Origin of the sequence: Frankia sp. R82 (assembly GCF_023716925.1) — a bacterium.
GTDB lineage: Bacteria > Actinomycetota > Actinomycetes > Frankiales > Frankiaceae > Frankia.
In genome coordinates this window covers 1-17796 of the sequence record NZ_JAMQQG010000088.1, presented here as the reverse complement: position 1 = coordinate 17796, position 17796 = coordinate 1, and the positions used below count along the sequence as shown (strand labels likewise).

The following is a 17796-nucleotide window of genomic DNA, read 5'->3' as shown; positions in this document are numbered from 1 at the left end:
TGATCTCGGCACCTGTACTCCTCCCTGAGACCATTATCTCAAAGAGCCCAGGTGTGAACAGAATCGGGTCAACTTCACAGTGCGTGATGCTGCCGACGATGCCGCGCGGCCAGGTGGGCTCGCCGCGCGGCCCGCGCAGAATCGGCCGTGGGGCAACACCGAGGCGGGCGAGGGCGAGGCGGGCGCAGGCCCGTCCGGTGACAAACTCCGCGCGCCGAGAAGGCACTGCGCGAGCGACGTACTCGTGCTCGCCAGCCAGCAGTTCCGCGTCGCAGTCCGCGCGGGTGTCCGCGCACTCGGCCGGTGGGGGCACGATCTCCTCGATCAGGGCCCGGAGCGCTCCGCGGCGAGGCTGCGACGTGAGCGGGTTTGGAACACCGTCCATGACTTCCTTCCACAACGTGGACACCACGTTTCGTACGGCCGGGCGTCAACGGGCACAATGCGCCCGACATACCTCTCCGGACTTCCAGGGCGACCCTGTAGAAAACCCCTACCCGGAGATCGGGGCGAGGGTTTTAGAGATCAGACCGAGCACCTCGGGCACATGCTGGAGCAGGAAGAAGTGTCCGCCTGGGTAAATTTTCAGGTCGAAATCACCAGTGGTGTGTATGGACCAGGCGCGCGCCTCGTCCAGGGTGGTCTTCGGGTCCTGCTCGCCGGTAAGCACGGTGACCGGGCAGGAGAGCACCGCGCCGGAGCTGGGGACATAGGTCTCGATCGCGGTGTAGTCGCCGCGAATTGCGGGCAGCATCAGGTCGCGCGTCTCCTGATTCTCCAGCAGGCCGAGTCCAGTCCCGTTGAGCAGCCGCAGCTCCTCGATCACGCCCGCGTCATCGCGTTTGTGCACATTCTCGTCCCGGCGCGTGGACGGCGCCCTCCGGCCCGAGGCGAACAGATGACGAACCGTGAGGTTCGCGCGCTGCTGGAGCCGCCAGGCCACCTCGAAGCCGAGCGTGGCACCCATGCTGTGGCCGAGCACGGCGGGCGCGCGGCCGGCGGTCCACGGGCCGAGCGCCTCGCATATTCGGTCGGCGAGAACGCCGATATCCCGGACGCAGGCCTCGAAGCGGCGGTCCTGGCGTCCGGGATACTGCACGGCGAGCACCTCGATGCCTGGGCTCAACGCTTTCGACACCGGGAAGTAGAAGCTCGCTGAGCCGCCCGCGTGCGGCAGGCATACCAGCCGTGGCGCACCCTCCGCGGCTGGGTGAAACCGTCGAATCCACTGGTCGCCGCCTGATGCTATGCCGGTCATGCCGTCACCGTTTCTTCTTGTCGTTGAACGCGTTGGGTGGACAGCCCGCGGGGGGCCAGGGGGCTGGCCAGGCAGCCGCGCTCTACCCCGCGGCCTCGCGATGCAGGCCGAACGCCAGGTCATGCCTGCGCTTCACCTTGAGCTTGCTGTAGACCTTGGTGAGGTGCTGCTCGACGGTGCTGACCGTTATGTACAGCTTCGAGGCGATCTGCCGGTTCGAATAACCGTCCGCCGCGAGCGCGGCCACACGGCGCTCCGCCTGGCTCAGCGTCGAGACCGGCCTCGGCGCCTGAGGCTCCTCGGCCTGCTCCGTGCCCTGCATCGAGTCGGTCTGCGGAAGCAGCGAGCCGGTCAACGCACGGGCACCGCACTGCCGAACGATGTGGTACGCCTGTCGGCTGATTCGGCGGGCTTGGTTGATCTCGCCCAACGTGTGGTATGCCACGCCCAGGTCGGCGAGCGTGTAGGCGAGCTCCAGCCGATCGCCGCCGGCTTGGAGCGCCTTGACGGCCTGACTCAGCCGCAGCGCCCGCTTGGGTAGGTCGCTGCACGCGGCCAGCACCCGCAACGAGATGCCACGCTCTCTTTCGTGCCACGGCGAGAGCCTGCGCAACTGATCGTTCACCAGCTCGCGGGCGGACTGAGCCCCGTTTATCCGCAGGTGGACGAGCGCGGCGTCGCTTCGCCAGGGCACCAGCGCGGGATAGTCCATCCGCCAGGCCGCGGCCAGCCGCCCAATGGTCCGGAAGTCGCGCAGCGCGCTGCCGAAGTCTTCGCGGGCGATGTGCACGCGTCCCCGGGCCTGCAGGTACAGCAGACCGAACGGGGTCTCGAACATGGCGTCGGGCACGGGGATCTGTAGGTGGCTGAACGCCTCGCAGTACCTGCCCATCGCCGTCCCCGCCTGCAGCAGCACGCTGAGCGGCAAGCCCACCGCGACGCCCCAGCTTCCGGCGGAGGTCAGCTGCAGGGCCTCGCGGGCCTGCGACTCGGCCAGCGTGACGTCGCCCTGCCGCAGCGCGGTCAGGGCGCGCGCAGCGGTGAACAGCGCATTCCAGGTGGGTGCCCCGTGCTCGGCCGCGTCCTGCCGCAGCGAGTCGGCCCACTTGGCTGCCTGATTCACGCGGCCGCCGAAGATCAGTGCGGAGAGCGCGGATACCAGCAGCGGCAGCGTGCGCTCCTCGAGCCGCACCTCCTGCAGCACGCGCTCGGCGGCGTCCCCGCCGTCCGCGTCTGTCAGCATGTTGACGAGCAGGGAGACCGCGAGTTCAGCCGGTCCGCTGCCCGCGAGCCCTAGGCGGAACCGTTCAGCCAGCTCGTTGATGCCCGTGGCCTCGGGCCGCCCGGGAAACAGCAGCGAGGACCAGGCCCGCTGCGCGTCCAACCGGGCCTGATAGCGGCCGTCGCCGCCGAACGCGGCGGCCCGGCGCATCGTCTCGCGCGCTTCGTCTGCCCGGCCGAACCAGAGCAGACCACTGATTCGGTTCAGGATCGTGCCATCGTCAGCGAGGTCGCCGACCGCCTCCGACAAGGGACGGTCGTGGTGACGGATCGCCAAAGCCGGGTCGAGACGCCATGCGGCGCGCGAAAACACAGAGCGGACGGCCGCGCGGGACGCCGCATCCGGTGCCAGTTGGTGGGCGAGCCGCAGGTAGTCGAGCGCGTTGCCGACCTCCCCGCAGGTCAGGGCGTGCTCCGCCGCGTCGTTGAGCACGGCGCCGGTCCAGGAGGCGTCGTGCCCGCCGGCGAGCAGTAGATGGTCCGCGATCACCTGGGCCTGCGAGCCCTCCAGCCACAGCGCCTCGGCAGCCTCGGCGTGCATCTCGGCGCGAAGCTCAGGCCGCAGGCCGTCGAGCACGGCGTCGCGCAACAGCGGATCGCGGAACGCGCGGTCCGCCAGCACGCCGCCCGCCTCGAGAAGGGACAGCATGCGCTCCAAGGCGCCGCAGTCCAGCTTGGTCAGCCGCACGACGGTGGCCACCGGAGCCTGCTCCCCGACCACGGCCAGCCACCGGGCCACGCACAGCATCGCGGAGTCGGAGCGATGCAGGATTCTGAGCAGCGCCCGGCCGGTCTCCGGGCCGACGCGCATCAGCGGGCCGCCTGGGCCGTCGGCCGGTCGATGCCGAACGTCCTCGATCAGTCCCCGGACGAGCGCTGGGATGCCGCCACTCAGCCGCAGGCACTCCGGCGCGAGCCGGGCCGCGGTGTCCCCTCCGAACTGCTTGGCGAGGACGGCCTCGACCGACGCGGGCCCCAGCGGGTCGAGCCGAATACGCGAGACCGCGGGTAGTTCGGCCAGAAAGGCCGGGTTGAAAGGCCCTGGCCCGTCGGCCGCGCTCAACAGCAGGAGCAGCGGCGCGTGGCCGAGCCGGTTGGCGACCGAGGCCAGTGCGCTCAGCGAGGAGCGGTCGGCGTGCTGGGCGTCGTCAACCGCGAGTATCAGGGCCTGGCCAGTCTCCTTGAAAAGGTCGAGGATGAGGACGCTGAGATTGTGCGCGACGCTGGAGACAATCTCGTCGTCGTCGGCTGCGAACTGGTCCGCCGCGTCCCTCTGGGTAAGCACGCTGCGCACGGCGAGTTGCCCGGCGGCGCGCTCGCGAACCGCGGCCGGCAGAACCGGGCTAAGGAACAACTGGCCGAGCACCCCGAACTGCAGGTTACGCTCCGCCCTGGACGCGGTGGCCTCGCAGAACAGCTCGCCCGCTGCGATGGCCCGGTCGGCGAAGGCGTGCACGAGCCGGGTCCTGCCCACCCCCACGGCTCCAGTCACTACCACGATCTGCCGGGCGCCGCCGCGACAGCGCCCCACATGCTCGGATAGCTCAGTCAGTCCGCTCATGTCTTCCGTGTTCGCCAAGACTGTTCTCTCTTAACACCAGGCCCCATGCGCCCATGCAGAAAATTTCTCGGCGCAAAGGCAGACAATTCATAAACGGCCACGAGCGAAGCGACCCAGACGCGTTCGTCGAAGAATCACTGCAGCAGCCGCAATACTCGTTCAGCCGACCGACAGTCATGCGCCTCCGATTCTTTGTACAATCTGGACCTGGGGTAGGCCTACGCACATCGAACTGACCGGCAGGAGCGGCGGTGTTGGAGATCTGGTACGCCAGGCGAAGACGTCGCAGGCTGGAGCGCCTCTGTCGCGGGATCGTGTCGGGCTGGGCGCCGGGCAGACAAACAGGCCCCTTCTCGCAACGCCGGTCGGGGACCGGTTGCCAAGGCGGTGACGCGGTGGGCCGGCCCCGCAGGACCGGCTGGATGGACTGGCCGACGAGCCGCAGACGGGCTGTCCGCGCGCTTGCCCTGGACGCCCTGCTGCACAAGGCCATCACGAAGACGCTGGACGGCGGCGAACACTGGTCGCCGCGGCGACGACTGAGTCGAGGCCGCAGGCGTGTTGTTCGCGGGTCACATGGGGCCGGGTGAGTTAGGTTCTTGTGTCAAAGTTCTCGATGCCGCCCCAGCCTGTGGCTTCGCGCACCGGCAGCACGGCGACCCGGGCTGGGGCCGAAGACCGCCCCACGACGGACATCGATCACGGCGAGGTGGATGACGACAGTCGGACGGTGCTGTGAAACACGATCGCCGAAAGCCCGGCAACATCGTCGCAGAAGATCGTGTCGCGACATCCAGATACAGCCAATTCCACTCCTTGGAGTTGGTTTCTGGAAACATCAGCGTTCCCCCATCCGACGGCGCCAGCCGAACGTTCACGCCGTCACGAGGTACCGCCTAATTCGCCCCTGTAGCACCAGAGGATATGTCAACCGAAGTTCACCCTGACCAGTCGGGAACATCTTAATACCCCAATTCCCCGCATCGAGGTAGCCGTAGAGGTCTAGTAAGGCTGGAACGTACTATGCCAGTAGCCGCCCTAACATAGAAAGACTCCTCCCACCGCGCACCCTGGGCGTCGAGTGGCGAAAGGTTCTACTGGCGAATTGATCTACTACCGCCGGATGTCTCCACTGCGCAAGCTGTTAGACTTCTGGGTATGGGGAGCCATGAGGCGACACGCATTGAGGCTAGCGAACGCATGTCCGAACTGCAAGTGATTCGGGTCTCAGTACAGTTACCACGTGATCGTCGACGAGAGCCCGACTCGAAACCTCGCCCCCCACCTGCGGTTTCTGCCGATATACCCACGCGCCGTGCACTGCGCCGAGCCGCTAACCGCCGGCTGCTCAACACTCGGGCTTTCGTCACCATGCGTAGAAAACTTCAGCGACGCCACCATTGATCCAGCAGACTCGTTCGGACCGCCCAATACGTCCCATCAGGCAGTTCGCGTATACGTGGCTATGACTGTGGACCGCGCTCCGACTACGATGCGTTGACCACGAGGGCTCGCGTCCGCGGATGGTGGCGAGGATGCCGCGGTGCGCGATGGCCTGGTCCCAACCATCGGGTGACTCGCGTCGCCAACACGACACCGTCGACTCATCGATCCTAAGTGCGTGTCTCACGTGGGGTGTGGGAGTTTCTTCCAGCAGGTGATCGCTGCGGCCAGGCAAAGAAATCCGAGGAAGTTCAGCCCGTTCCGTTCGTAGCGGACGGTCAATCTACGGTAGCCGTCAAACCACGCGATCGTCCGCTCGATCTTCCACCTGTGCCTGCCAAGACGTTCGGTACTGTCCACCCCACGCCGGGCGATCCGGACGCCGATGCGGCGTCGGCGCAGGAACCGGCGCAGGCCCTGCTGGTCGTAGGCCTTGTCAGCCCGAAGCTTCGCGGGCCTGCGTCGCCGCTGCCCGCGCAGGCAGCGGATCGCCGGGATACTGGCGACCAGCGGGATCAGGGCGTGGCTGTCGTGCAGGTTCGCTCCGGAGACCGCCACGACCAGCGGCAACCCCTCGGCGTCGGCCAGCACATGAATTTTCGAACCCGGTTTGCCGCGATCGACCGGGTTCGGCCCGATCAGAGTCCCCCTTTTTTCGCCCGCAGACTCGCCGCATCGACGATCACCGACGACCAGTCGATCCGCCCGGCCTCACCATGAGCGTCCAGGACCGCCCGGTGCAGCCGGGGCCAGACCCCCGCCCGCGTCCACGTCTGGAACCGGCGGTGCGCGGTGGGCACCGACACCCCGAACTCAGTCGGAAGATGCCGCCACGCACAGCCCGCGGTCAGCACGTAGACCACCGCGGTGAACACCGCCCGATCCTCCAACGGCGCGGTCCCCCCACCCTGCAGGCGCGCCTCGAACCCGGGCAACAGCGGTTCCACCAACGCCCACAGATCATCCGGGACCAGTCGGGTCGCCAGACTGCTCTCCATCACATCCATGATCAGACATATACCCGCCGCAGCCACACGAGACGCGCTCTAAGCTCGGTCGCGACCCGCGAGTCAGTCCCGGCCTCGGCGCGACGCACCACGACCTACGCCCGCGACGCGAGGGACCGTGCGGTCCTCGCCTGATGCGTCGCCACACGTGCACCGCCCGCCATCCACGGCCGTACCTGTCGAGCAGCGATCATCGTCCCCCAACCGGCAGGACCCTGCTGGCCTATTCGACAGGGCCTACCTGATCTAGAAACAGCGCTCTACCGGACGCCGCATAACGGACTAAACGGCGTGCGCCGACCTCTCGAGCACCGGGTCGGCTCGCTCGAACCGTACCTGCGTGTAATTGGCCAACAGGGTCCGGCAGCCAGACAAAACAAGAAAGTCGTGTCCGAACAGGTCCGGTCAGCCCTCTCCTTCTCCTTCTTCGAATGAGCGGCAACCAACGTGGCGTCCAGGTCGACGACCAGCGGATTCTCGGCGCACACCCAGGCGCGCGGGTCGTGCATGCCAGCCCACGTCCCGTTCCCGGGCGTGGGCCCGGGCAGCGTCGATCGCTTTCAGGGCCCAGACGATCTCGCAAGCCAGCCGGTCAGTGCGGGACACCGTCGGGTCCGAGGCCACCGGCCCGACACGGCCGGTTCAGCGCGCAACAGCGACACGTCCGCGAGGCAGTCCCCGCCCAACGCCAGCGACAGCACCAGGTCGCACAGCACCCTGGCCGCATCGTGCACCGCCCGGCCGGCGCCATGGCGTCAACACCGCCGACCGGGCCTGCCCGAGACCGCTGACCCGGACCGTCTCGGTCAGCATCAGCCCGCCCGAGCGCGACAGGTGCCACACCCGGCGGTGTCCACGGGGACAGACGGGTACGGAGCGGTAGCCTTCACCGCGAAGGTGCTCCTTGGTACCGCTGGATTCAGGCCCTCAGCAAGCCCGGTCCTCCCAGCCCAGGAGCATTTCCTATTCCCGACACCCCAACAGACGATCACCTCGGTGAAAGCCCGAGGCTAAGCGCTGACCACGCCCAGCGCCTGACATAATTGATGGATGGCTTCTCACGAAACCACCAGTGCCGCCGAGCTTCTTGCCAGGACCCGTGACGGTGTCCTGCTCTACGGCCTGACCCCGCCGCGGGCAACCACCACCTCAGAACAGGCGGACGCCGTCGCCGAGGCGACCTTGACCCTGCTCCAGTCAGTGCAGGTCGACGGGCTCCTCCTCTACGACGTGGATGCCGAAGCGGACCGGTCCTCGGCCCCGCGGCCGTTCCCGTTCATGCCCATGATGGATCCGGCCGTCTTCCTCGACCGGCACTTGGCCGGCTGGGCCGGGCCGGTGGTCGTCTACCGCGCCGTGAGCAAGTACACCGGAGACGAGTTGGGCCAGTGGCTGTCGGAGACCTCCCGCGACCGGGTGCTGACCGTGCTGGTCGGGGCGGCGTCCCGGCACCAGGTGGTGCGGACGAGCCTGCCCGAGGCCTACCACCGGCACGCTGAGCTGCCGCGCCCGCCACGCCTGGGCGGCGTTGCGATCGCCGAGCGGCACGCGAATGCGGGTGCAGAGCACCACCGCATGCTGCGCAAGCAGGATGCCGGCTGCGAGTTCTTCGTCTCCCAGATCTGTTACGACCTGGACCACACCCGGAACCTGCTATCCGACTATGCCTACGGCTGCCGGGACCAAGGTCTGGACCCGGCGCCGGTCGTGCTGTCCCTCGCGCCGTGCGGCTCGATGAAGACCCTGGAGTTCATGTCCTGGCTCGGCATCGAGGTCCCCGGCTGGCTGCGGACCGAGATCACCCGGTCCAGCGACCCGCTGACAGCGTCGTACGAGCAGTGCGTCGTCAATGCCCGAGTCCTCATCGGGTTCTGCCGCCGGCTCGGCCTGCCGTTTGGGATCAACGTCGAAAGCCTCACCAACCGCAAGGTCGAGATCGACGCCTCGATCGACCTCGCCCGCGAGATCCGCAGCCAGCTGGACTGAGACACGATCATCGGCCTGCGGATTTCTTCGAGTACTTGAGGACGAGATGGAAATGAATGGCGCTCCGGCCAGTCCGGACCAGATAAGAGTGCTCGCCCTGACCAACTACGGGCATTTCACGTCTATGCTGGTAAAGGATTTCGCCGTTCGGGGTCTTTCCCTGCACTTGGATCGTTTGACGAGGGACTGTCGGCGACTCTTCGACGTCGAACTCGACACCGACGCCGTTCGTCATCATGTGCGGCACGCATTGGCCGGGAATCCGGAACCGGTCATCGTTCGGGTCACGGTCTACGACCCGGCTCTCGACCTCGGGACCATCGGCTCGGACGCGGAGCCGAGCGTCCTGGTGACCACCCGGCCAGCAAGGCACGGAGTCTCGGTGCCCCTGAGGCTTCAGGCCACTCGGTATCGGCGCGAGATTCCGACGGTCAAACACGTCAGCGTCTTCGGGGCGCTCATGCACCGCCGTCGCGCACAGCGGGCCGGCTTCGATGACGTGCTGTTCACCAGCGACGATGGAATGATCATTGAAGCCTCGACGTCGAATATCGGCTTCGTGCACCAGGGGCGGGTGGTGTGGCCTCAGGCCGAATGGCTACCGGGCATCACCATGGCGTTGATCGACCAGGGGCTCGACCGGCTGGCCGCGACGGTACCCGTCAGCCTGTCCGACCTTCCGGACATGGAGGCAGCGTTCGTCAGCAACGCGGGCACCGGCGTACGAGCGGTACTGTCCGTCGACAGCACCGAATGGCGCACCGACCACGAGGTCCTCGACAAGGTACGCAAGCTGTACGCGGAAACCCCCGGCGAGTCACTGTAAGACGCCGCTGTTCCATCGAACACGGGTTGAAGCTGCGTGGCCCTTGGCGAGTATCCGCCACCGGTCCTGGTACGTGCGGCGCTCATGCGTCCCGCCATGCCGATCACGACGATCCGCCCGCGCTCGTGGGATTCGCGGCCGCCGACGTCTCGGCGGCCGAGCGCAGTTCCTTGAGCCTCAGTCGCCGTCGGCCGTCGAGATCGACTTCTCGCGGACGAGCCGGAGCATCTCGGCGACGTCGCGGTTCACGCCTCCGACGCGGGTGGACCCCAGACGAGGTCGGCGGCCTCGGGTGAGCGGAGGTCGGGGGCGTGGACCGTCATCGTGACCGGTGGACCTTGCCGCGTGGGCGCGAGGTGCAGCCGCGCGGTCTCCGGTTCGGACGTCGGCGGGATCTCGGTGGCGCAGTCGCAGTCCTCGGAGCGGAAACCGGCGAATCCGTAGGCTACCTCGGCCATCCGGTTGCGGTCCGTCCTGCGGAAGTCGGCGACCAGGTGGACCCCCGCGTTCGCCGCGGAGTCGGTCAGCCAGCGCAGCAGTATCGTGCCCGCGCCGGAGAAGACCACACGGCATGAGGTGGCCAGCAGTTTTACGTTCCACGCGTGCTCGAACTTCTCGATCAGCAGCACGCCCACCGCGCCGTAGGCACCGAACTTGTCGTCGAGCGTGACTACGAGCACCTCGTGGGCCCCGTCCGCGAGCAGCGAGCGCAGGGTCTCGTCCGAGTAGTGCACGCCGGTGGCGTTCATCTGGCTCGTGCGCAGAGTGAGCTCCTCGACCCGGGTGATCTCCTCCTCGGTGGCGCGGACGATCCGCAGGATCATGCCGAGCGTGCGCAGGAAGTCCTCGTCGGGACCGGCGAACTCGGACCTCGCGGTCTGCCTGTGGGCCGCCGCCTGGTACATCTGGCGGCGGCGCCGTCCGTCGACGGTCATCACCGTGGGTGTGAACTCGGGCAGTTCCAGCAGATCGGCTGCGCGCTCGGCCTCGTAGCAGCGCACCTCGGGATGGTGGTAGGAGACGTCGGCGCGCTCGGCCGGCATGTCGTCGATGAAGGCGATGGTCCCGAGTGCGAACGAGAGTTCGTCTGCGATCTCTTTGACCATGGCGGACTTGGGCGTCCAGCCGATACGCGGCACGACGAAGTACTCCGCCACGCCGAGTTCCTCCAGCCGACTCCACGCGTTGTCGAAGTCGTTGCGGCTGGAGACCGATTGCAGGATGCCGCGCTCATCGAGTCCGAGGATCACCTTCCGGACGGCGTCGCTCAAGGCGACCTTGTCCCGCTCGGCGAGCGTCCCCTGCCACAGTGTGTTGTCGAGGTCCCAGATCAGGCATTTGACCAGCGTCGGCTCGTTCGCCATCAGATGACTCCCTAGATCTCCCACAGCGTGACGATCCACGCCGCCACGGGGCTGTTGTTGAGCACCAACACGAAATCCCCGCGGCTCACGCCCCCCATGGACACGACCCGCTGGAGGTTGAGCACGACGTCCATAGCCCCGAGGTGCCCGGCGTCGGCGAGGTGGGCCCGGCAGAACCGGTGGATCGGCAGCTCAAGGGTCTGCTCGTAGAACCTGAAGGCGCTTTCGGTGACGTTCTGCATCAACGTCGCGGAGACCTCCGCCTTCGTGATCCCGGCGTCCTTGAGCACGCCGTCGACCAGCGCACTCAACCGGACCCTGCTGTGCATGGCCAACTCGAAGCTGTACCGGTCGCGTGAGCGGCATTCCTCGCGCCATTCCGGCATCGGGCCGCTCTTGTAGTCGACATAGAACAGGTCGTGGAAGGCGCCATCGGTCTCCTGTCGGTGGGCGCGCAGCACCGGCCGACCGCCGCGCACGACTGTCATGGCGTAGGCGCCATCGCCGATCACCGTGACCGGATAGCGGATCCGGAACTCGCCGGTCGGCAGGCTGGCGAAGGTGATCAGCACGCTCTCGCGGCTCGGGTCCGCGATCAGCAGATCGCGGGCGAGGGCCCAGGCCGCGGACGAGCCCGCGCATCCGAGACCGTCCACGGCGAAGGCGAAGGCGCCCTTGACGTCGCCGTGCGCCTGGGCCTTGCAGACGTCGGACCCGATCAGCACATCCGGCGCGCGCGGCCCAACCATGATCATCACATCGGGGTTCCCCCCGTACTCCTCAAGCAGCGTCTTGCAGGCCCGGCCGGCCAGCGAGCCGACGTCGCCGTCCTCGAACACGCCGACCGTGCGCACGCCGGAGGTCTCCAGGAACTCGCGCTCCCTCGACCCGAGCTCGGACAGTTCGGGCAACTCGAACACGGCGACCCGCCTCTGCGGCAACAGGCACGTGATCGCTCCGATGCCGATGGTCATCCGCCCACTCCCATCACCCGATCGGCGAGAATCAGCTGGCTGACCTCGTTGCTACCTTCGATGATCTCCATGAGCTTGGCGTCCCGGTAAGCGCGGGCGACGACGTGCCCGTCCTGCGCTCCCGCGGAGGCCAGCACCTGAACCGCGGTCGCGGCGCCCTGGGCCGCCGCCCGGGAGGCGACGAGCTTGGCGAGCACGGCCCCGGTGAACTGGTCGGGTGAGCCCGCGTCCCAGCAGTCACTGGCCCGCTCACAGGCCAGAGTCGCGGTGCGCTCCGCGACGTACAGTTCCGCCAGATGACGGGCGACGAGCTGGTGCCTGGCAATCGGCACGCCGAACTGCCGCCGGTCGCGCGCGTGCGCCGCCGCCGCGGCCAGGCAGGCGCGCAGGATTCCGACGCAGCCCCAAGCGACCGAGAGACGGCCGCAGGTCAGCGCGATCGTGGTGAGCATGGCCAGGGACTGCCCGGCGGCGCCGAGCAGGTTCGTGCGCGGAACGCGCACCGCGTCGAGCGTCACCGTCGCGTGCCCGGCGGCGCGGCAGCCCATCGGCGACTGAGCCGGATCACGCCGGACGCCCGGGCTGGTCGCCGGAACGATGACGGCCGCGCCACCGTCGCCGTAGCGGCCAAAGACAACGAGCAGATCCGCGTACACAGAGGCCGTGATCCAGGTCTTGACGCCGTCGACGACGAGGGTGTCCCCGTCCTCGCGGATCCGGGTGGACATGGCCGACAGGTCGCTCCCGGCGTCCGGTTCGCTGAACGCGACGGCCGCGAGCTCGCCAGCGGTGAGGCGGCGTAGGTAGTGCTCGCGCTGGGTACGGTCGCCGAGCCGCCAGATGGTCCAGGCGCCCATCCCCTGAGAGGTCATGACGCTGCGAAGCGAGCTGCACAGGGAGCCGACGTGGGCGGTCAGCTCCCCGCACTCCCGGCCGGTCAGGCCGAGCCCGCCGAACTGCGTCGCGATCTCGGGGCACAGCAGGCCCTTGCCGCCCAGTCCGCGCAGCAGGTCCAAGGGAATCTCGCCGGCCAGGTCCCAGCGCCCGGCCGCATCACCGACCGCCTCGGTCACGATTACAGGCAGATCCTCACGCATCGGCGGCTTTCCCCAGCCGCAGCACCAAGTCGGTCATCGCGCGCACGGTGCGGAAGTTGGCCAAGGCGAGGTCCTCGCGCTCGATGGAGACGTCGAAGGCTTTTTCCACGAAGACGACGAGCTCCATCGCGAACAACGACGAGAGCACCCCGGATTCGAACAGGTCCTGCCCGACCTCCCACTCGATCTTGGTCCGCTCGACGAGGAAGTCAAGCAGTCGCTGTTCGATCATTGCGATCGTCAGTTGCTCGGAGGTTGATTCAGGCATGATGCACTCCTTTCTTTCCGGTGATGATCGGTCTGAGACGAGAGGTGCGGGTCCGGCGCCAGCTTGCGCGCCAGGGTGATGCCGTCGGCCATCGGGATGAGCGACAGCTCGACGCGATCGTCGTCGCGCAGTGCGGCGTTGAGCTCCCTGATGGCAAGCGTGTCAAGGTCCTGCGCGGCAGGATCCACGACCCGGCCGAAGAACAGGGTGTTGTCGAGGATGATCAGGCCGTCCGGCCGTACCAAGGTCAGCGCGCGCTCGAAGTATTCGGGATAGCCGGTCTTGTCCGCATCGATGAAGACCAGGTCGAAGCTGTCGGGGCCCTGCTCGGTGAGGAGCGCGTCGAGCACCTTTGCGGCCTTGTCGAGCCGCAGTTCGATCCGGTCCGCGACGCCCGCGCGCTCCCAGTACCGCTGGGCGATGCGCGTCCAGCGCTCGCTGATGTCGCAGGTCACGAGACGGCCTCCGGACGGCAAGGCGCGTGCCATGCACAACGCGCCGTAGCCCGTGAACGTGCCGAGCTCCAGCACGTTGCGGGCGCCCACGAGGCTGGTCAGGAGGGCCAGCAACTGGCCCTCCTCTGGCATGGTGACCATCGCGGCGAGGGCGCTCATACCGACGGTCTCGGCCGCCAGATCGCGCAGTACCTCGTCGTCGCGCAGGGAAACGTCGCGCACGTACTGCTGGAGTACGTCGCTCACCTCGACCTGGCCCGCCATCAGAACGTCCCGTATGCGTAGAAACCACGGCCGGTCTTGCGGCCGAATTCGCCCTCGGCGACCTTCCTCAGCAGCAGCGGCGAGGGGCTGCATCCCATGTCACCGGTCCGCTCGTGCAGCACGCGTAGCGAGTCGACCAGGTTGTCGATCCCGATGAGGTCAGCCGTGCGCAGCGGGCCGCTCGGGTGGCCGAGACAGCCCTCCATGAGCGCGTCCACGTCCTCGACCGACGCGCGCCCCTGTTCGACGAGGTCGGCCGCAGCGTTGATCATCCGGTGCAGCAACGTGCTGGTCACGAAGCCAGGCCCGTCTGCCACGACGATCGGCCTGCGCCTGAGCCGCTCGACCAGTGCCCTGACGACGGCCAGCGCCGCGTCGCCGGTCTGCGGCCCGCGAATCACCTCGATCGTCCTGATCAGCGACGGCGGGTTCATGAAGTGGACGCCGACGAGGTCCTCGGGGTGCGGCACCGCTGCGGCAAGCTCGGCGACCGGGATCGACGACGTGTTCGTGATACGAGGTGTACCGGGAGCGACCGCCGCCGCTATCTCGTTGTGCAGCTTGACCTTCGTCTCGAAGTGCTCGGTGACGGCCTCGATGACAGCGATCGCGCCCTCGACGCCCTCCGGCGACTCCGAGGTGGTCAACCCGCCGATCGGCACGTCCGGCAGCGCACCCATCAGCTGGGCCTGCCTAAGATGTCCGCGGACCTCACCGGCCGCAGTGGCGAGCCTGTCCGGATCCACGTCCACCAGCAGAACCGGGACGCCGTGCCCGAGCGCGAGCGCGGTGATGCCGACTCCCATAACGCCGGCGCCGAACACGGCGATACGGTCGCCGCCCGCTCCAGTCATATTCATGCGATCCCTTCCGTGCTAGATGGCTGATTCCAGGAGTTGAGGTGCTGTCTGCCTGCGGGCATGGGGCGAGGGTGTCGATGAGCACATCGCGCACGGCGACCTCATGAATCGAACAACGGCGTCTCACCGCTCACGGATAGAATTCCTTTATCCGCACCGCGCGTTCTTCGTCGGTCAGTTCGGGATCGAGGATCAGGTCGGTGAGCCTCTCGTACTCGCCCTGGTCGATCACCATGCGGCTCTCCTCTCGGCCGACGTCGTGCTTCATGAGGCGACGGCCGGTCATCAAGACGGTCGAATTCCCGACCACCCGGCTGAGGATCCGGAGATTCGCCGCCGGCCATTCGCTCAGCTGCGCGGCGATTTCGCCGATGCTGGCGGCGAAGTCGGCTTGCGAACGCGCCACCGCCTTGAACCGGTAGAGCCCCGACCACCCTTTCACCGGAGAAAGCCGTTCGAGCAGCCACCACTCGCCGTCGGGCACCATGCGGAACTCGAAGCCGTCCTGCAGCTGCACCTCGCTGGTGATCTTCAGCGGACCGAAGGAGGTCGGTTCGCTGTAGCCGACGTCAGCGATCCACTGCTCGCCGTCCAGGTCCACCAGCACGGCCAAGTGCTCGATCTCGGGCCCGAACCGGCCACTCGGCAGTCGCGTGCTCGCCGCCAGCCGGTGCGCCGTGAAGCCGAGCTGTTCGAGCAGTTGACGGAACGATTCGTTCAGCTCGTAGCAGCTTCCACCGGCCCGGCTGACGATCGAACGCTGAAAGGCCTGGACGACGTCGAATTCGGCGCCGGTCAGGAACTCGGCGTCGTTGGGCTGAGTGTGGTATGGCACCGCCCGGACGTGGCTTTCATGCAGACCTCGAAGGGTTCGCAGGCTGGGATCCAGCGGCCCCTCGTAGCCGATGGCGGCGAGGTACTGACCAACGTCAAGCATGGGTCTGCTCTTTTCTCATCAGTTCCGTCAATCGCTCGGCGATCATGGATGGGGTCGGGTGGTCGAACACCAGGGTCGCGGGCAGGGGGACCCCGGTCAGCCTGGTGAGCCGGTTACGGAGCTCGACCGCCGTCAGCGAATCGAATCCGATGTCGAGCAGCGGACTGTCGATGGCGACCAGGTCCCGCCCGGCTGTGCCGAGGATGACGGCTGCTTCGGAGCTGACCAGGCCCGCCAGGTGCTGAACCTGGTCCTGCGGCGCCATCGCGGCCAGCGTCGCCTGCAGCGCTCCCACATTGCTGGCGGCGGCGGTGCGGCGCTGCGGTCCGGCCGCCAGCATGCGCGCCAGCGGCCACGCCCACGGCGCCCCGGGGACCGGCCCGTCGTGACGGCGCAGGACGGCCATATCCAGCACCATCGGAACGAGTACCGGACGTCCGCCGTCGAGCGCCGCGTCGAGCAGCGCCATCCCCTCGGCGGTTTCCAGCGCACCCATCCCGGCCTGGGTTATCCGGGCCACGTCGCCTTCGGTCTTATACCCGGTCATCGTGGTGGCTTCAGCCCAGTAGCCCCAGGCCAGGGACACCGCAGCCTCACCGGCGGCCCGACGGCGGGCGGCAAGAACATCGAGATAGCTGTTCGCGGCCGCATAGTTCGCCTGCCCCGGGGTGCCCAACACCCCCGCACCAGAGGAGAACACCACAAACGCCGCCAACCCCATCCCACGAGTCAGCTCGTCCAAGTGCGTGGCCGCATCCGCCTTCGGACGCAGCACCGTCTCCAACCGCTCCGGAGTGAGTCCGCCCAGAACCGCGTCGTCCAGGATGCCAGCGGTATGAATCACCCCGCTGAGCGGCGCCGGTACTTCGGCAAGCAGGGCTTGGGTTTGAGCCCGGTCGGCGACATCGCAGGCCACGATCCGCACATCCGCGCCGGCGGCCTCCAAGTCGGCACGCAACCGCGCGGCTCCTTCAGCGGCCGGGCCCTGCCGTGAAGCCAGAACCAGACTCCGAACCCCGTGCGCGGCGACCAGATGCCGAGCCACCAGCCCACCCAAGGTCCCAGTCCCGCCGGTCACCACCACAGAACCAGCACCCAGGCCCCCAGCCCGCACGGTGCCGTTGACGTGCTCGGCCCGGGTGAGCCTGGGAGCTTCGACCTGCCCGTCCCGGAGCCGGATCTGCCACTTGTCGGCCGCCGCGGCCCGGCCGAGCAACCCCACCAAGCCCGTGAGTTCGGTGCCGGGGTCCGGATCGGCGAGGTCGACCAGCAGGATCCGGCCGGGGTTCTCCGCCTGGGCCGAACGGGTCAGTCCTGCGACCGCGCCCGCCACCGGATCGTCGCCCGCACCTCGGACGATCACGGCCAGCCGAGCCCCAGCAAAAACCGGCTCGGTCGTGAACGCCTGCAACACTTCCAGCACCCGCGCCAGAACCACCCGGACCCGCGCCAGCTCACCCTCGGCGGAGTCAGCGATCAACGGTTCCGCGTCGAGGATCAACCACTCCAGCCCGTCCTCGCCCAGCGCCTCCAGGTCCGCCACGTCGGCGATCACGACGCAGCCCGGGTGATCGCCGGCGACCGTGTCGCCGGTGGCATGAGTGGCCCCGACGAGGGCGGGCGTCCATTCGACGGCCAACATCATCGCTACGGCTCCGCCCGCGGAGGAGGCGGTGAGCTCCGACGGCATGAGGGGGCGTGAGGTCAGGGCGGCGAAGGTCAGGACCGGGTCTCCGGCGTGGTCGGTCAGGTTCATCCTCAGTCCGTCGGGGCCCTGGGCCGCGTGGATCCGGACGGTGGTGGCGCCGGTGGCGTGCAGGACGACGCGGTTCCACGCGAACGGGACCATCACGCCACCGGTGTCGCTGGGCGGTGCGGTGGCCATGGACAGGTGCAGGGCGGCGTCCAAGAGGGCGGGGTGGATTCCGTATCCGGCCACGTCGGTTCCGGTGTCCTTCGAGAAGTGCACTTCCCCGAACATCTCCCCTTCCCGGGTCCAGGCCGCGGTCAGGCTCCGGAACGACGGCCCGTAGCTGTAGCCGTGTTCGAACAGCCGCTCGTAAAAACCATCCAAGGGCACCGGTTCGGCGCCCGGTGGCGGCCAGGCCGCCAGGTCAGCGCCCTCCTGGACGATCACGGCGGCAACGGGAGCGAGGAAACCCTCGGCATTGCGCTCCCACCCCTCACCACCCGAAGGACGCGAACGGACCGACAC

At 68.0% G+C, this 17796-nt stretch carries 14 protein-coding genes and 1 pseudogene; 2 read left to right on the top strand and 13 right to left on the bottom strand.

Going from position 1 to position 17796, the window contains the following annotated elements; translation table 11 throughout:
• The 5 genes and pseudogenes from ND747_RS29380 to ND747_RS15065 all read right to left on the bottom strand — a co-directional run.
• The coding region (locus ND747_RS29380) for a 4'-phosphopantetheinyl transferase (RefSeq protein ID WP_374216235.1) at positions 1-385 on the bottom strand (385 nt) is incomplete at its 3' end.
• A gap of 108 nt (positions 386-493) precedes the next feature.
• Positions 494-1258: a thioesterase II family protein gene (locus tag ND747_RS15080; RefSeq protein ID WP_251734256.1), complete on the bottom strand. Its 765-nt coding sequence runs from the start codon at positions 1256-1258 to the stop codon at positions 494-496.
• Positions 1259-1340: 82 nt separating this feature from the next.
• Positions 1341-4100 (bottom strand): LuxR family transcriptional regulator, encoded by a 2760-nt coding sequence (locus tag ND747_RS15075; protein ID WP_251734257.1) that lies wholly within the window; start codon positions 4098-4100, stop codon positions 1341-1343.
• A 1626-nt stretch (positions 4101-5726) separates the two neighbouring features.
• Positions 5727-6541, bottom strand: a protein-coding gene (locus ND747_RS15070; protein WP_374216234.1) for an IS5 family transposase whose coding sequence is annotated in 2 segments (ribosomal slippage) — positions 5727-6187 and positions 6187-6541 — 816 coding nt in all. Because the reading frame shifts where the segments join, the coding sequence is not laid out codon by codon here.
• A 428-nt stretch (positions 6542-6969) separates the two neighbouring features.
• Positions 6970-7473 (bottom strand): annotated as a pseudogene (locus ND747_RS15065) (transposase); the annotation flags it as partial.
• Between the two features lie 127 nt (positions 7474-7600).
• Here ND747_RS15065 and ND747_RS15060 point away from each other — a divergent pair.
• Both ND747_RS15060 and ND747_RS15055 read left to right on the top strand, forming a co-directional pair.
• Positions 7601-8536, top strand: coding sequence for a methylenetetrahydrofolate reductase (locus tag ND747_RS15060; RefSeq protein ID WP_251734254.1), 936 nt, complete (start codon positions 7601-7603; stop codon positions 8534-8536).
• A gap of 46 nt (positions 8537-8582) precedes the next feature.
• Complete coding sequence (locus ND747_RS15055) at positions 8583-9362, top strand: aminotransferase class IV family protein (protein ID WP_308204633.1); 780 nt, start codon at positions 8583-8585, stop codon at positions 9360-9362.
• Between the two features lie 245 nt (positions 9363-9607).
• Here the strand turns inward: ND747_RS15055 and ND747_RS15050 are convergent, their stop codons facing one another.
• From ND747_RS15050 to ND747_RS15015, 8 genes are all read right to left on the bottom strand, one after another.
• Complete coding sequence (locus ND747_RS15050) at positions 9608-10726, bottom strand: HAD family hydrolase (RefSeq protein ID WP_251734252.1); 1119 nt, start codon at positions 10724-10726, stop codon at positions 9608-9610.
• Between the two features lie 11 nt (positions 10727-10737).
• Positions 10738-11700 carry a hypothetical protein gene (locus ND747_RS15045; protein ID WP_251734251.1) on the bottom strand — a complete coding sequence of 321 codons (963 nt, stop codon included), beginning with the start codon at positions 11698-11700 and terminating at the stop codon, positions 10738-10740.
• Positions 11697-12797, bottom strand: coding sequence for an acyl-CoA dehydrogenase family protein (locus tag ND747_RS15040; RefSeq protein ID WP_285900566.1), 1101 nt, complete (start codon positions 12795-12797; stop codon positions 11697-11699). The genes ND747_RS15045 and ND747_RS15040 overlap by 4 nt, the downstream gene beginning before the upstream one ends.
• Positions 12790-13065, bottom strand: a complete 276-nt coding sequence (locus ND747_RS15035; protein ID WP_251734249.1) for an acyl carrier protein — start codon at positions 13063-13065, stop codon at positions 12790-12792. The genes ND747_RS15040 and ND747_RS15035 overlap by 8 nt, the downstream gene beginning before the upstream one ends.
• The gene (locus tag ND747_RS15030; protein WP_251734248.1) at positions 13038-13784 is read right to left on the bottom strand and encodes an O-methyltransferase; all 747 of its coding nucleotides are present in this window, start codon (positions 13782-13784) and stop codon (positions 13038-13040) included. Before ND747_RS15030 ends, ND747_RS15035 begins: the two co-directional genes overlap by 28 nt.
• Positions 13784-14638: a 3-hydroxyacyl-CoA dehydrogenase family protein gene (locus ND747_RS15025; protein ID WP_251734247.1), complete on the bottom strand. Its 855-nt coding sequence runs from the start codon at positions 14636-14638 to the stop codon at positions 13784-13786. The genes ND747_RS15030 and ND747_RS15025 overlap by 1 nt, the downstream gene beginning before the upstream one ends.
• A gap of 136 nt (positions 14639-14774) precedes the next feature.
• A complete protein-coding gene (locus ND747_RS15020) occupies positions 14775-15581 on the bottom strand; it encodes an arylamine N-acetyltransferase (protein WP_251734246.1) in 807 nt (268 codons plus the stop codon).
• Positions 15574-17796: type I polyketide synthase (locus ND747_RS15015; protein ID WP_251734245.1), on the bottom strand; the 2223-nt coding region annotated here is incomplete at its 5' end. The genes ND747_RS15015 and ND747_RS15020, both read right to left, overlap by 8 nt.

Excerpts from the sequence above, each read along its gene's own strand:
- ND747_RS15080 (WP_251734256.1), bottom strand. The coding sequence starts at position 1,258 with ATGACCGGCATAGCATCAGGCGGCGACCAGTGGATTCGACGGTTTCAC.
- ND747_RS15075 (WP_251734257.1), bottom strand. The coding sequence starts at position 4,100 with ATGAGCGGACTGACTGAGCTATCCGAGCATGTGGGGCGCTGTCGCGGC.
- ND747_RS15060 (WP_251734254.1), top strand. The coding sequence starts at position 7,601 with ATGGCTTCTCACGAAACCACCAGTGCCGCCGAGCTTCTTGCCAGGACC.
- ND747_RS15055 (WP_308204633.1), top strand. The coding sequence starts at position 8,583 with ATGGAAATGAATGGCGCTCCGGCCAGTCCGGACCAGATAAGAGTGCTC.
- ND747_RS15050 (WP_251734252.1), bottom strand. The coding sequence starts at position 10,726 with ATGGCGAACGAGCCGACGCTGGTCAAATGCCTGATCTGGGACCTCGAC.
- ND747_RS15045 (WP_251734251.1), bottom strand. The coding sequence starts at position 11,700 with ATGACCATCGGCATCGGAGCGATCACGTGCCTGTTGCCGCAGAGGCGG.
- ND747_RS15040 (WP_285900566.1), bottom strand. The coding sequence starts at position 12,797 with ATGCGTGAGGATCTGCCTGTAATCGTGACCGAGGCGGTCGGTGATGCG.
- ND747_RS15035 (WP_251734249.1), bottom strand. The coding sequence starts at position 13,065 with ATGCCTGAATCAACCTCCGAGCAACTGACGATCGCAATGATCGAACAG.
- ND747_RS15030 (WP_251734248.1), bottom strand. The coding sequence starts at position 13,784 with ATGGCGGGCCAGGTCGAGGTGAGCGACGTACTCCAGCAGTACGTGCGC.
- ND747_RS15025 (WP_251734247.1), bottom strand. The coding sequence starts at position 14,638 with ATGACTGGAGCGGGCGGCGACCGTATCGCCGTGTTCGGCGCCGGCGTT.
- ND747_RS15020 (WP_251734246.1), bottom strand. The coding sequence starts at position 15,581 with ATGCTTGACGTTGGTCAGTACCTCGCCGCCATCGGCTACGAGGGGCCG.